The organism is Comamonadaceae bacterium OTU4NAUVB1 (assembly GCA_024372625.1).
Classification (GTDB): Bacteria; Pseudomonadota; Gammaproteobacteria; order Burkholderiales; family Burkholderiaceae_C; genus Variovorax.
This window is the reverse complement of the sequence record CP099605.1, coordinates 2491115-2504938: the sequence shown is the minus strand read 5'-3', so window position 1 is coordinate 2504938 and position 13824 is coordinate 2491115. Positions and strand designations below refer to the sequence as shown.

Sequence of the window (13824 nt, the reverse complement as noted above, 5' to 3'; positions counted from 1 at the left end):
CGGGCAGGCGGATCGCCAAGTCGCAAGCCTGTCATTTTAACGCCAAATGTTTCTCACATTCCATCCATGGGACGCTCCACCAGCAGCGCCGCCACCACGCGTCGCCCTTCCGCGGCCAGGATGTTGTAGGTGCGGCAGGCCGCTGCCGTGTCCATGGTTTCGACGCCCACGCGACGCGCCATGAGCGGCTGCAGCCATGACGGATGCGGGAAGCGCAGTCGCGTGCCGCTGCCGAAGATCACCATTTCCGCGTCCAGCGAGGCCAGCTGGGCGAAGTGCTCGGCGCCGAGCGTCTCGAAGCCGGTGCAGTTCCAGGTCAGGCGCTCGCCACCGGAGCCCACGATCATGCTGGTCTCCAACCGTTCGTGGTTGATCGCGATCCACCCCGGACCGTAGGCGGTGATTGTCTGGACCTCGGATTTGTCGGGCTGGAGCTTCATTTGGGCGCGCTGGAACTGTGGTCAAATTATAGGTTTTCCCCTATGTGGGCGGCTCCCGGAGGGACTTTGAAGCAGCTCAAGAAATCGGCCAAGCTGGCCAACGTGCTCTACGACATCCGTGGCCCCATCATGGATGCCGCCAAGCAGATGGAGGAAGAGGGCCAGAAGATCATCAAGCTCAACATCGGCAACCTCGCCGTGTTCGGCTTCGATGCCCCCGAGGAAGTCCAGCAGGACATGATCCGCAACCTGCCGGCGTCGGCGGGCTATTCCGACAGCAAGGGCATCTTCGCGGCGCGCAAGGCCGTCATGCACGAGACCCAGAAGCAGGGCATCGCGGGCGTGACGCTCGACGACATCTACCTGGGCAACGGCGCGAGCGAGCTGATCGCCATGTCCACCAACGCGCTGCTCGACGACGGCGACGAGCTGCTGGTGCCGACGCCCGACTACCCGCTGTGGACCGCCTCCACGAGCCTGTCCGGCGGCCGTCCGGTGCACTACCTGTGCGACGAGGACAACGGCTGGATGCCCGACCTCGCCGACATCCGCGCCAAGGTCACGCCGCGCACCAAGGGCATCGTGGTCATCAATCCCAACAACCCGACCGGCGCGCTGTATTCCGAGGGTCTGCTGCGCGGCATCATCGACATCGCGCGCGAGCACGGCCTGGTGATCTTCGCCGACGAGGTGTACGACAAGGTGCTCTACGACGGCGTGCGGCACACGGCCATCGCCAGCCTGTCCAACGACGTGCTCACGTTGACCTTCAACTCCCTGTCCAAGAGCTATCGCTCGTGCGGCTACCGCGCCGGCTGGCTGGTGGTATCGGGCGACAAGAAGGTGGCGCGCGACTACATCGAGGGACTCAACATGCTCTCCAACATGCGCCTGTGCGCGAACGTCCCGGGCCAGTGGGCGATCCAGACCGCGCTCGGCGGCTACCAGAGCATCAAGGACCTGGTGGGCACGGGCGGCCGCCTGCGCCGTCAGCGCGACCTCGCCTACGAACTCATCACGGCGATCCCGGGCGTGACCTGCGTCAAGCCGGCGGCGGCGCTCTACATGTTCCCCCGGCTCGATCCCAAGGTCTACCCGATCGAGGACGACCGCCAGTTCTTCCTCGAGCTGCTCAAGGAGACCAAGGTGATGCTGGTGCAGGGCACCGGCTTCAACTGGGGGACGCCCGACCACTTCCGCATCGTCTTCCTGCCCCACGAGGAGGATCTGCGCGAGGCGATCGGTCGCATCGCGAAGTTCCTGGAACGCTATCGCGCCCGGCTGCGCACGGCCGCTGTCGCCTGAGCCCCATCCCCCACCCCAACCGCTTCCCGCGCCGCTCGCCTCCGCCTCCATGCGCGCGCCGGTCCGCTCGCCGCCTCCGTCCCGTTCCGTCCGTTCCTTCGACATGACTCCTGCATCCATGAAACCCATCCAAGTCGGCCTGCTGGGCATCGGCACCGTCGGCAGCGGCACCTTCGAGGTGCTGCGCCGCAACCAGGAAGAGATCCAGCGGCGCGCCGGCCGCGGCATCGAGATCACGATGGTGGCCGACCGCGACGTCGAGCGCGCCCGTGCCGCCGTGGGCGAGGGCACGCGCGTCGTCGCCGATGCGCGCGAGGTCATCGCCGACCCCGGCATCGAGATCGTCGTGGAGCTGATCGGCGGCTACGGCATCGCCCGGCAGCTGGTGCTCGAGGCCATCGCCGCGGGCAAGCACGTGGTGACGGCCAACAAGGCGCTGCTGGCCGTGCACGGCACCGAGATCTTCGCCGCGGCCCAGCAGAAAGGCGTGATGGTCGCGTTCGAGGCGGCCGTGGCCGGCGGCATCCCGATCATCAAGGCGCTGCGCGAGGGCCTGACGGCCAACCGCATCCAGTGGATCGCCGGCATCATCAACGGCACCACCAACTTCATCCTCTCGGAGATGCGCGACAAGGGGCTCGACTTCGCGACCGTGCTCAAGGAGGCGCAGCGCCTGGGCTACGCGGAGGCCGACCCGACCTTCGACATCGAGGGCGTCGACGCCGCCCACAAGATCACGCTGATGAGCGCCATCGCCTTCGGCATGCCGGTGCAGTTCGACAAGGCGCACGTCGAGGGCATCACGAAGCTCGCCGCGCAGGACATCAGGTACGCCGAGCAGCTGGGCTACCGCATCAAGCTGCTGGGCATCACGCGCCGCGCCGCCGGCGGCATCGAGCTGCGCGTGCACCCGGCGCTGGTGCCGGCCAAGCGGCTGCTGGCCAACGTCGAGGGCGCGATGAACGCGGTCGTGGTGCACGGCGACGCCGTCGGCACCACGCTCTACTACGGCAAGGGCGCCGGCAGCGAGCCCACGGCCAGCGCCGTGATCGCCGACCTGGTGGACATCACGCGCCTGCACACGGCCGATGCCGCCCAGCGCGTGCCGCACCTCGCGTTCCACCCCGACGCCATGAACGACCACCTGGACGTGGTGCCGATGCGCGAGGTCGTCACGAGCTACTACCTGCGCCTGCGCGTGGCCGACGAGGCAGGAGTGCTGGCCAAGGTCACCGGCCTGCTCGCCGAGGCCGGCATCAGCATCGACGCCGTGCTCCAGCGCGAGGCCGACGAGATCGGCGGCGAGGGCTCGACCCAGACCGACGTCATCATCCTGACCCACGACACGCGCGAGGGCACGCTCGACGACGCCATCGCGCAGCTGCAGGCCCTGCCGACCGTGCTCGCGCCGATCGTGCGGCTGCGCAAGGAAGAACTGAGCTGATGCACTACCTCTCCACACGCGGCGACGCCACGCCGCGCCGCTTCTGCGACATCCTGCTCGAGGGCCTGGCGCCCGACGGCGGCCTGTACCTGCCGGCGCATTACCCGCAGGTCGACGCGGCCACGCTCGGGCGCTGGCGCGCGCTGTCCTATGCCGAGCTGGCCTTCGAGATCCTGTCGCTCTACATCGACGACATCCCGGCCGACGATCTGCGCGCCCTGTGCGCGAAGACGTACACGGCCGAGGTCTTCGGCAGCGCCGAGATCGTCCCGCTGCGCGAGCTGGAGGACGGCACCTACCTCGAGGCCCTGTCCAACGGCCCGACCCTGGCCTTCAAGGACATGGCGATGCAGTTGCTGGGCAACCTGTTCGAGTACGAACTGGGCCGCCGCGGCGAGACGCTCAACATCCTCGGCGCCACCAGCGGCGACACCGGCAGCGCGGCCGAGTACGCGATGCGCGGCAAGCAGGGCATCCGCGTCTTCATGACCTCGCCGGACGGGCGCATGAGCCCGTTCCAGCAGGCGCAGATGTTCAGCCTGCAGGACGCCAACATCCACAACCTCGCCATCGAGGGCGTGTTCGACGACTGCCAGGACATCGTGAAGGCGGTCTCCAACGACCTGCCGTTCAAGCGCCAGTACCGCATCGGCACGGTCAATTCGATCAACTGGGCGCGCCTGCTGGCGCAGGTCGTCTACTACTTCGCGGGCTACTTCCAGGCCACGCCGTCGAACGACCGGCAGGTCAGCTTCGCCGTGCCCTCGGGCAACTTCGGCAACGTCTGCGCCGGCCATGTCGCGCGCATGATGGGCCTGCCCGTCCGCACGCTGGTGGTGGCCACCAACGAGAACGACGTGCTCGACGAGTTCTTCCGCACCGGCGTCTACCGCGTGCGTTCGGCCGCCGACACGCACGAGACCTCCAGCCCGTCGATGGACATCAGCAAGGCGAGCAACTTCGAGCGCTTCGCCTTCGATCTGCTCGGGCGCGACGGCGCCCTCACGCGCAACCTGTTCGAGGGCGAGCTCGGCCGCCACGGCTTCTTCGACCTGAGCGCCGATCCGCGCTTCGCCGAGGCCGCGACGCGCTTCGGTTTCGCGAGCAGCCGCAGCACGCACGCCGACCGCCTCGCGACCATCCGCGACACCGACCGGCGCTTCGCCACGCTGATCGACACGCACACCGCCGACGGCCTGAAGGCCGCGCGCGAGCACCTCGCGCCCGGCGTGCCGATGATCGTGCTGGAGACGGCGCTGCCGATCAAGTTCGCCGCCACGATCGTCGAGGCCCTCGGCCACGAGCCGGACCGCCCGGCGCGGTTCGAGGGCATCGAGGCCCTGCCCAAGCGCGTGCACAGGCTCGCCGCCGACGCGCGGGCCGTCAAGGCGTACATCGCGCAGCATTGCGACGCGGCGAGCGCGTGAGCCGGTCGAGCCGGACGGGCGGGCGCGCCGCATGAAGGCCATCGGCTTCGCGGGCTATTCGGGCGCCGGCAAGACGACGCTGGTCGAGCGCCTCATCCCGCTGCTCAAGGCGCGGGGGCAGCGCGTGTCGGTGGTCAAGCACGCGCACCATCGCTTCGACATCGACCACCCCGGCAAGGACACCTGGCGGCATCGGGAGGCGGGCGCCTTCGAGGTCGTCGTCGCCTCCGACCGGCGCCTGGCGCTGATCCGCGAATTCGAGCGGCCGCTGGCGCTGTCGGTGCACGACCTGATCGCGGAACTCGACGCCGGCGTCGACTGGGTGCTGGTCGAGGGTTTCCGCCACGCCGACCTGCCCAAGGTCGAGGTCTGGCGCGAGCCCGCCCCCGACGCGCCGCCGCGCCCGCCGCACTATGCCGAGGACGCCCACGTCGTCGCCATCGCCACGGACGCACCGCGCCGCCTGCCGCATCCGACCGCGCTGCCGGTGCTCGATGTCAACGACGCCGACGCGGTCGTGGCCTGGCTGCTCGCGCAGGCGGACCGCTTCGACTACAAGCTTGCCCACCATGCCTGAACCGACTTCCTCCGCCGCCTCGGCCGCTGCCCTCGCGCGACCCGCCCTGATGCCGCTGGAGACCGCGCTGGCGACGCTCCTGGAGCGGGCCGTGCCGCTGCCGGCGACCGAGGACGTCGCGACCTTCGAGGCCGATGGCCGCGTGCTCGCGCAGGACGTGGTCTCGGGCCTGACCGTGCCGCCGCACGACAACAGCGCGATGGACGGCTATGCCGTGCGCAGTGCCGACTGCAGCGCGGCCGATGCCGTGCTGCCCGTGTCGCAGCGCATCCCGGCGGGCAGCGTCGGCGCGCCGCTCGCGGCCGGCAGCGTCGCGCGCATCTTCACCGGCGCACCGGTTCCGCAGGGCGCCGACGCGGTCGTGATGCAGGAAGACGCCGCCGCCGACGGCCCCGACCGCGTGCGCATCGGCCGCGCGCCGGTGCCCGGCCAGTGGATCCGCCGCGCGGGCGAGGACGTCGCCCGTGGCGACGTCGTGTTGTCCCGCGGGCTGCGCCTCGATCCCGCCGCGCTCGGGCTGGCGGCCAGCGTCGGCCTCGATCGCCTGCGTGTGACGCGGCGCCCGCGCGTCGCGCTTCTGTCGACCGGCGACGAACTGGTGATGCCCGGCGACGTCGCGCCCGAGGCCATGAAGCCCGGCACCATCTACAACTCGAACCGCTTCTTCATGCGGGCCCTGCTCACGCGCCTGGGCTGCACGGTCGACGACCTGGGCCTGGTGCCCGACCGGCTCGACGCCACCACCGAGGCCCTGCGCACGGCGGCGGCTTCGAACGACCTGATCGTTACCACGGGTGGCGTCTCCGTCGGCGAGGAGGACCACATCCGCGTCGCGATCGAGTCGCTCGGCGAACTCTCGCTGTGGTCGCTGGCGATCAAGCCCGGCAAGCCGTTCGCGTACGGCCGCATCGGCGACGCGCACGTCACCGGCCTGCCGGGCAATCCGGTGTCGAGCTTCATGACCTTCCTCCTGCTGGTGCGGCCTTTCGTGCTGCGCCTGCAGGGCGTCGACCACGTGGCGCCGCCGGCCGTGCCGATGCGCGTCGATGCCGACTGGCCGCGCGCCGACCGGCGCCGCGAGTTCCTGCGGGCACGACGCAACGCGGCGGGCGGGCTCGACCTCTTTCGCAACCAGGGTTCCGGCGTGCTGACCTCGATGGTCTGGGGCGACGGCGTGATCGACACGCCCGCCGGCCAGCCGTTCCGGCGCGGCGACACCGTGCGGTTCATCCCGTTCGACGCCCTGCTGGCCTGATCCGCCGGTCGTGCCCGCCGACGAACGACGACCCGATTCCTCCGATCGCCATGAAAACCATCCGAATCCGCTATTTCGCCTCCGTGCGCGAAGCCCTGGGCAGTGGCGAGACCGTGCGGACCGAGGCCGCGACGCTCGCCGGCCTGCGCGACGAACTCATCGCGCGCGGCGGCGCGCACGCCACGGCCCTCGCGCGCGGCAAGGCCGTGCGCATGGCGCGCGACCAGGTCATGAGCCGGGAGGACGCGGCGCTGGACGACGGCGCGGAGATCGCCTTCTTCCCGCCCGTCACCGGAGGCTGAGCGTGCACGCCGACGCCCGCACGCCACGCGTCTCGGTCCAGGCCGACGACTTCGACCTGCAGCGCGAGATCGACGCGCTGCACGGCGCCGACGCGCGCGTGGGCGCCATCTGCAGCTTCGTCGGCACCGTGCGCGACCGCAACGACGGCAGCGACGTCGCCTCGATGGAACTGGAGCACTACCCCGGCATGACCGAGCGGGCGATCGAGGCCATGATCGACCAGGCCCATGCGCGCTTCGACATCGTCGGCGCCCGCGTGGTCCATCGCGTCGGGCTGCTGCAGCCGACGGAGCGCATCATGATGGTCGCGGTCGTGTCGGCGCACCGGGGCGAGAGCTTCCGGGCCTGCGAGTTCCTGATGGACTACCTCAAGACCCAGGCGCCGTTCTGGAAGAAGGAGCAGACCCCCGAAGGCGCGCGCTGGGTCGATGCCCGCGTCGCCGACGACGCCGCGCTCGCGCGCTGGGGCATCGAGGCGTCCAACGCCTGAACGGCGCCAGCCGGCGCCGGAGCGCTTCAGGCGGGCCTGAAGCCGTTGGCCCGGATGATCCGCTGCCACGACTGCGTGTACGTCCGCACCCGCCCGGCGAACTGGCCCTGCGGCTCGTAGCCGACGGCGAGGCCCATCGCGGTGAGCTTCTGCCGCACGTCGGGCAGGGCCAGCACCTTGGCCAGGGCGGCGCCGAAGCGCTCGATGAACGGCTGCGGCGTGCCCACCGGCGCGAAGATGCCGTAGTAAGGCAGATCGTCGAGGTTGGCGAAGCCGAGTTCGTCGAAGGTCGGCACCTGCGGCAGCAGCGCCTGGCGCTTCGCGCCGATGGCGGCGACGATGCGGACCTTGCCGGCACGGTGGTTCTCGATGAAGTCCGGCACCGATGCGATGCCCGCGCCGATCTGGTTGCCCAGCATGTCGGCCATCATCGGCGCGCTGCCGCGGTAGGGCGCGGCCTGGATGTCCAGCCGCGTCCGGTCGGCGATCATCCGCACCAGGAACTCGGGGATCGACGCCGGCGCCGGGACGCCGATGGTGTCGCGCCCGCCGCGCCGGTTCCGAACCCAGGCGACGTACTCGTCGAGGCTGCGCGCCGGCGTGCCGCCCGAGACGGCCAGCACGTTGGCGAAGCTCGCGAAGCCCGCCACCGGCACGAAGTCGGCCGCCGGATCGAAGCCCGGATTCCGCACCACCTGCGGCAGGATCGAGATCGTGTGGTCGTGCGTGAGCAGCAGGGTGTGGCCGTCGGCCGGCGCGGCCCTGAGCGCCTGGGCGGCGATCTGGCCGCCGGCGCCGGCGCGGTTCTCCACCACCACCGGCACGCCGAGTTCGTCCTTGAGCTTCTCCCCCAGTGCCCGCGCGATGGCGTCGCTGCCGGCGCCGGCCGGGAAACCCACCAGCAGGCGGATGGGCGCGCCGCCGCCCTGGGCGCGCGCCGCGCCGGTGGCCAGGGCCGCCAGGGCACCGACCGTGCCCGTCGCCGGCGTCAGGGCCGCGAGGCCGCCCAGGCCGGCTGCCAGGATGCCGCGCCGTGAAGAAGGAATCCGCATCGTCGATGTCATGTGTGTCCGCTTCAGAAAGTGTGGAAATCGGGGAGCGCGCCGCGCGCAGGATCGTGCCCGGACCGGCGCCGGAGCCGGCGCGTCGCCCGGCCGGCCCTTGAATCGCCGCGCCATGGTCCTATTTTCGAGCCAAGGAAACATTCGCCATGCGCCAAGACAAACTCACCACCAAATTCCAGGAAGCCCTCGTCGACGCCCAGTCGCTCGCCCTGGGCAATGACAACGCCTACATCGAGCCGGCCCACCTGCTCGCGGCGATGCTGCGGCAGGAGGACGGACCGCGCGCGCTGCTCGAGCGCGCCGGCGTCAACGTCGGCGGCCTGTCGCAGGCCGCCGAGGCCGCGATCAAGAAGCTGCCGCACGTCCAGGGCGGCGAGGCCGTGCAGGTCGGCCCCGAACTCAACCGGCTGCTGCAGGCGACCGAGAAGGAAGCCATCAAGCGCAAGGACCAGTTCATCGCCGGTGAACTCTTCCTGCTGGCGCTCGCCGACAGCAAGGCCGACATCGGCGAACTCGCGCGCGGCCAGGGGCTGACGCGCCGGTCGCTCGAGGCCGCCATCGACGCCGTGCGCGGCGGCCAGGGCGTCGACAGCGCCGATGCCGAGGGCCAGCGCGAGGCCCTGAAGAAATACACCATGGACCTCACCGAGCGCGCCCGCCGCGGCAAGCTCGACCCCGTCATCGGCCGCGACGAGGAGATCCGCCGCGCCATCCAGGTGCTGCAACGCCGCACCAAGAACAACCCCGTGCTCATCGGCGAGCCCGGTGTGGGCAAGACCGCCATCGTCGAGGGCCTGGCGCAGCGCATCGTCGCCGGCGAGGTGCCCGAATCGCTCAAGGGCAAGCGCGTGCTGTCGCTCGACATGGCCGCCCTGCTGGCCGGTGCCAAGTTCCGCGGCGACTTCGAGGAGCGCCTGAAGACGGTGCTCAACGAACTGGCCAAGGACGAGGGCCGGACCATCGTCTTCATCGACGAACTCCACACCATGGTGGGCGCCGGCAAGGCCGAGGGCGCGATGGACGCGGGCAACATGCTCAAACCGGCGCTCGCGCGCGGCGAGCTGCATTGCGTGGGCGCCACCACGCTCGACGAGTACCGCAAGTACATCGAGAAGGACGCCGCGCTGGAACGCCGCTTCCAGAAGATCCTGGTGGGCGAACCCAGCGTGGAGGCGACCATCGCGATCCTGCGCGGCCTGCAGGAGAAGTACGAGGTCCACCATGGCGTGGACATCACCGACCCGGCCATCGTGGCCGCGGCCGAACTGAGCGACCGCTACATCACCGACCGCTTCCTGCCCGACAAGGCCATCGACCTGATCGACGAGGCGGCGGCCAAGATCAAGATCGAGATGGACTCCAAGCCGGAGGTGATGGACCGGCTCGACCGCCGCCTGATCCAGCTGCAGATCGAGCGCGAGGCGGTGCGCCGCGAGAAGGACGACGCCTCGCAGAAGCGCTTCGCGCTGATCGAGGAGGAGGTGACGGCGCTGCAGAAGGAGATCGCCGACTACGACGAGATCTGGCAGGCCGAGAAGGCCCAGGCCCAGGGCTCGGCCGACGTGCGCGGCGAGATCGACAAGCTCAAGTTCCAGATCGAGGAGTTCACGCGCAAGGGTGACTTCAACAAGGTGGCCGAGCTGCAGTACGGGCAGCTGCCGACCCTGGAGAAGCGTCTGAGGGAGGCGCAGGACGCCGAGGCCGACAAGGGCAAGTCCAGCAAGCCGACGCTGCTGCGCACGCAGGTGGGCGCCGAGGAGATCGCCGAGGTGGTCAGCCGTGCCACCGGCATCCCGGTGGCCAAGATGATGCAGGGCGAGAAGGAGAAGCTGCTGCAGATGGAAGGCAAGCTGCACGAGCGCGTGGTGGGACAGGACGAGGCGATCTCCGCCGTGTCCAACGCCATCCGCCGCTCGCGCTCGGGCCTGTCCGACCCGAACCGGCCGACCGGCTCCTTCCTGTTCCTCGGCCCCACGGGCGTGGGCAAGACCGAGTTGTGCAAGACGCTGGCCGGTTTCCTGTTCGACAGCGAGGACCACCTGATCCGCATCGACATGAGCGAGTTCATGGAGAAGCATTCGGTCGCGCGGCTGATCGGCGCGCCGCCGGGCTACGTCGGCTACGAGGAGGGCGGCTACCTGACCGAGGCGGTGCGGCGCAAGCCCTACAGCGTGGTGCTGCTCGACGAGGTGGAGAAGGCCCATCCGGACGTCTTCAACGTGCTGCTGCAGGTGCTCGACGACGGCCGCCTGACCGACGGCCAGGGCCGCACGGTCGACTTCAAGAACACCGTGATCGTCATGACCAGCAACATCGGCTCGCCCATCATCCAGTCGATGGTCGGCCAGCCGGCCGAGGAGATCAAGGAAGCGGTGTGGGACGAGCTGAAGAACTACTTCCGCCCGGAATTCCTCAACCGCATCGACGAGACGGTGGTGTTCCACGCGCTCGACGCGAAGAACATCGAGTCGATCGCGGCGATCCAGCTGAAGGTGCTGCAGGCGCGGCTCGCGAAGATGGACCTGTTCCTGGACGTGTCGGCGCCGGCGCTGGCGGAGATCGCCAAGGTCGGCTTCGACCCGGTGTTCGGCGCGCGGCCGCTCAAGCGGGCGATCCAGCAGCGCATCGAGAACCCGTTGTCCAAGCTGCTGCTCGACGGCAGCTTCGCACCGAAGGACACGATCCACGTGGCCACCGATCCGATCCAGTCGCCGGGGCAGTTCACGTTCACGCGGGGAGGGGAACCATCGAACGGTGCGCGGGCCTAATGCCGATGATGAACTTTTTCATTCGCGTCGTTCTGTTTCTCCTGGGCCTGATCGTGGCGACGGGCCTGTTGTTCCTGGTGGCGGTGCTGGCCGCGGTCTGGGGGCTGCGCTACGGCTGGGCGCGCCTGACCGGCAAGCCGGTGTCGCCCTGGGCCGCCATGGCCGGGCGTTTCGATCCGCGCACCGGCTTCGAGCGATTCCGTGCCGCGGGCCGCGCCGCCGCGCCCAGCGCGGCGGACGTGGTGGGTGCCCGCGCGCGGGGCGAATCGGCGCGCAGTCCCGTCGCGCTCGGCCGCGCCGACGACGTGACCGACGTGCGGGCACGGCCGGCGGCACGGGCCGACTAGCGCCAGCGCGCGCGGCGCGTGCGCCGCCGACGTGCCGCCCGCGCGTTTCCGTCTCGATAGACTGCGCGCATGAACGTGCGCTTTCTCGAGGCTTTCGTCTGGGTCGCCAAGCTGGGCAGCTTCAAGGCCGCCGCCGAGAAGATGCACACGACCCAGGCCGGCATCTCCAGCCGCATCGCGACGCTGGAGGCCCAGTTCGGTGTGCGGCTGTTCGACCGGGAGCACCGCAGCGTGCTGCTCACCTACCACGGCACCGAGCTCATGCCCCATGCGGAACGCATGATCGAGCTGCAGGCGCGCATGATCGCCGCGATGGGGCAGACCGACGTCTTCTCCGGCATGCTGCGCATCGGGGTCATCGAGACCGTCGCCCATACCTGGTTGCCCGAGCTGTTCTCGCGTTTCGCCGAAAAATATCCCAACACCACCCTGGAGCTGGTCTCCGACATCACGCCGCGGCTGCGCGACGACCTGCTGCGCGGCACCCTGGACTGCGCGATCCTGTCGGAGGAGATCACGCAGGGTTTCATCGACAACCGCCGCATCGCCAACCTCGCGATGCGCTGGGTCACCAGTCCGTCGCTGGCGCTGAAGTTCCCGTCGCGCAGCCGGCTGTCCTTCGCCGACCTCGCGGAGCAGCCGATCATCTCCTTCAACCGGGAGTCGAGCGTCTACCGCAACATCGCGCAGAACGCGAGCGGCTGCACGAACCTGCGGGTGAGCTATTTCTCCTCGCTCGGCGCCATGGTCGACCTGGCGCGCACGGGCTTCGGCACGGCGCTGCTGCCGCTGGCGGTGATCCAGAAGGACGTGGGCGAAGGCCGCCTGGTGGTGCTCGACGTCGACCCGGCGCCCCTGGCGCTGCCGCTGGTCGCCAGCATGCGGCTGGAACCCGCCTCGCCGCTGGCCGAAGCGCTGGTCGGCATGGCGCAGACGACCTGCGACCGGTTCCTCGCGACCTGTCGCGACGACGCGCGCGCGCCCTGATCCGGCCCACGCGCGCCCGATGATGGGGCGGTCCGGTGCGCCACGGCCGTGCATCACGAAACCCTATCGGTCATCGAAAGAATTTCCCGTTTGACCCTGCGGACGGGCGCGACAACACTGCGCGCCATGCAACGTTCCATGACCGCCAAGCGACATCGCGAGTTCTTCGCGATCCGTCCCGACGACGCCGCCACCGCCTGGTCCCCGGTGGCGTGCTCGGCCGGCCGCATCGAGGAGATCGTGCTGGCCGACGACCTCGACGCGGCCGCCGGCACCGGCTCGCGCACGCGGCTCGCGCGCTGGTCGGCCGGGGCGCTGATCGATCGGCCGGTGGTCCACGATTTCCACGAGGAAGTCTTCATCGTCGAGGGTGAACTGGTGGTCGGCTGCGACGCCGAAGGCGAGGGCGGCGAGGCATTCGGCGCCTACACCTTCGCCTGCCGCCCACCCGGCGCGGTGCACGGCCCCTTCGTCTCACGCGCGGGCTGCGTGCTGCTCGAATTCCAGTACTACGCATGAACACCGCTACCGCCACCGCCACCGCTTCCCTGGCCGCGCTCGCGCCCACCGGCCGCGCCGCCCGCGCGCTGATGCGCCAGGGCCGTCACGACGGCCACACCGCCGGCATGGCGCCGGGCCACGTGCAGGGCAACCTCGCGATCCTGCCGAAGGCGCAGGCCGACGATTTCCTGCGCTTCTGCCAGCGCAATCCCAAGTCCTGCCCGCTGCTGGCGGTGTCGGAACCGGGCGATCCGGCGCTGCCCGGACTGGGCGCGGGCATCGACATCCGCAGCGACCTGCCGCGCTATCGGGTCTGGCGCGACGGCGTGCTGGTCGACGAGCCGACGGACATCGCCGCCCTGTGGCGCGACGACCTGGTGAGCTTCGTGATCGGCTGCTCGTTCTCGTTCGAGGAGGCGCTGCTCGAGGCCGGCGTGCCGCTGCGCCACGTGGCCGAGGGCCGCAACGTCGCCATGTACCGCACGAGCGTGCCGACCGCGCCGGCGGGCATCTTCCAGGGCCCGCTGGTGGTGTCGATGCGGCCGATGAACGCGGCCGACGCCATCCGGGCGGTGCAGGTCACCTCGCGCTTTCCCCAGGTGCACGGCGCGCCGGTGCACATCGGGCGGCCCGACCTGATCGGCATCGCCGACCTCGGCGCACCGGATTTCGGCGAGCCGGTCGACGTGCGCGACGACGAGCTGCCCGTCTTCTGGGCCTGCGGCGTGACGCCGCAGTCGGTGGTGATGGCCGCGAAGCCGCCGCTGTGCATCACGCACGCGCCCGGCTGCATGCTGGTCACGGACCTGCTCAACCACCGCATCGCCAGCTTCTAGCGCCACCGTCCGCCGACGGTCGCGGTCGCCCCGTCTCTTTCCGCTTGCTTTTCCCATCCGCCTTTCGTCCCCCCAGGAGT

Annotated in this window: 14 protein-coding genes; 12 read left to right on the top strand and 2 right to left on the bottom strand. The window is 70.2% G+C overall.

Annotated features, from left to right (window positions below; translation table 11 throughout):
* Positions 1-53: 53 nt before the first annotated feature.
* Positions 54-440: an Mth938-like domain-containing protein gene (locus NF681_15190; GenBank protein UST53635.1), complete on the bottom strand. Its 387-nt coding sequence runs from the start codon at positions 438-440 to the stop codon at positions 54-56.
* A 66-nt stretch (positions 441-506) separates the two neighbouring features.
* Here NF681_15190 and NF681_15185 point away from each other — a divergent pair, with 66 nt between their 5' ends.
* The 7 genes from NF681_15185 to NF681_15155 all read left to right on the top strand — a co-directional run bounded on the left by NF681_15185 (position 507) and on the right by NF681_15155 (position 7241).
* Entirely contained in the window at positions 507-1745 is a 1239-nt protein-coding gene (locus NF681_15185; GenBank protein ID UST53634.1) for a pyridoxal phosphate-dependent aminotransferase, read from the top strand.
* A gap of 118 nt (positions 1746-1863) precedes the next feature.
* Positions 1864-3189: a homoserine dehydrogenase gene (locus NF681_15180; protein ID UST53633.1), complete on the top strand. Its 1326-nt coding sequence runs from the start codon at positions 1864-1866 to the stop codon at positions 3187-3189.
* Entirely contained in the window at positions 3189-4616 is a 1428-nt protein-coding gene (thrC, locus tag NF681_15175) for a threonine synthase (protein ID UST53632.1), read from the top strand. Before NF681_15180 ends, thrC begins: the two co-directional genes overlap by 1 nt.
* Before the next feature lie 31 nt (positions 4617-4647).
* A complete protein-coding gene (gene mobB, locus NF681_15170) occupies positions 4648-5193 on the top strand; it encodes a molybdopterin-guanine dinucleotide biosynthesis protein B (GenBank protein UST53631.1) in 546 nt (181 codons plus the stop codon).
* The gene (locus NF681_15165) at positions 5186-6448 is read left to right on the top strand and encodes a molybdopterin molybdotransferase MoeA (protein ID UST53630.1); all 1263 of its coding nucleotides are present in this window, start codon (positions 5186-5188) and stop codon (positions 6446-6448) included. Before mobB ends, NF681_15165 begins: the two co-directional genes overlap by 8 nt.
* A gap of 50 nt (positions 6449-6498) precedes the next feature.
* Positions 6499-6750 (top strand): MoaD/ThiS family protein, encoded by a 252-nt coding sequence (locus NF681_15160; GenBank protein UST53629.1) that lies wholly within the window; start codon positions 6499-6501, stop codon positions 6748-6750.
* 2 nt (positions 6751-6752) lie between these two features.
* Positions 6753-7241 carry a molybdenum cofactor biosynthesis protein MoaE gene (locus NF681_15155; protein ID UST53628.1) on the top strand — a complete coding sequence of 163 codons (489 nt, stop codon included), beginning with the start codon at positions 6753-6755 and terminating at the stop codon, positions 7239-7241.
* Between the two features lie 26 nt (positions 7242-7267).
* Here NF681_15155 and NF681_15150 read toward each other — a convergent pair whose 3' ends face one another.
* On the bottom strand, positions 7268-8287 hold the full coding sequence (locus NF681_15150) for a Bug family tripartite tricarboxylate transporter substrate binding protein (GenBank protein UST55801.1): 1020 nt from the start codon (positions 8285-8287) through the stop codon (positions 7268-7270).
* 164 nt (positions 8288-8451) lie between these two features.
* Here NF681_15150 and clpB point away from each other — a divergent pair, with 164 nt between their 5' ends.
* The 5 genes from clpB (at position 8452) to NF681_15125 (ending at position 13744) form a co-directional block, all read left to right on the top strand.
* Positions 8452-11073, top strand: coding sequence for an ATP-dependent chaperone ClpB (gene clpB / locus NF681_15145; GenBank protein UST53627.1), 2622 nt, complete (start codon positions 8452-8454; stop codon positions 11071-11073).
* A gap of 8 nt (positions 11074-11081) precedes the next feature.
* Positions 11082-11420 carry a hypothetical protein gene (locus NF681_15140; GenBank protein UST53626.1) on the top strand — a complete coding sequence of 113 codons (339 nt, stop codon included), beginning with the start codon at positions 11082-11084 and terminating at the stop codon, positions 11418-11420.
* A gap of 69 nt (positions 11421-11489) precedes the next feature.
* A complete protein-coding gene (locus NF681_15135; GenBank protein ID UST53625.1) occupies positions 11490-12407 on the top strand; it encodes a LysR family transcriptional regulator in 918 nt (305 codons plus the stop codon).
* A gap of 126 nt (positions 12408-12533) precedes the next feature.
* Complete coding sequence (locus tag NF681_15130) at positions 12534-12926, top strand: cupin (GenBank protein ID UST53624.1); 393 nt, start codon at positions 12534-12536, stop codon at positions 12924-12926.
* A gap of 71 nt (positions 12927-12997) precedes the next feature.
* Positions 12998-13744, top strand: coding sequence for a putative hydro-lyase (locus NF681_15125; GenBank protein UST55800.1), 747 nt, complete (start codon positions 12998-13000; stop codon positions 13742-13744).
* Positions 13745-13824 lie beyond the last annotated feature (80 nt).